The 278-nt window shown below is 42.8% G+C and carries 1 protein-coding gene; it reads right to left on the bottom strand.

The genetic code is table 11. The features are described 5' to 3' along the window. On the bottom strand, nt 1–278 hold a 278-nt coding region (locus AAEY75_RS14830), incomplete at both ends, for a DnaB-like helicase N-terminal domain-containing protein (protein WP_352259996.1).

Genomic DNA, 278 nt, shown 5'->3' on the forward strand with positions numbered 1-278 from the left:
GTACGCATTTCAGCAATTTTAAACACTTTGCTTTCAGCCAAATCTAATAATGCACTTGAATCACGGCCTTCTGGGTTATAACCCGCATCAGCAATTTCGTGAGCAACAGCGATCATGTCACGAACAACCGCACGTTCACGAACAATATCAGCGTAAGATAAAATGTTACCTGCACTGGGGGTGTTTTTAGCAATTTCACCAAGATAAGCAAAGCCGCCGGCATCGTCTAATTGGTCTTCAATTTCTAACTGCTCAGATACGGTAATCAAATCCAGAGG

This window comes from Psychrobacter sp. TB55-MNA-CIBAN-0194 (assembly GCF_040309505.1).
GTDB lineage: Bacteria > Pseudomonadota > Gammaproteobacteria > Pseudomonadales > Moraxellaceae > Psychrobacter > Psychrobacter fozii.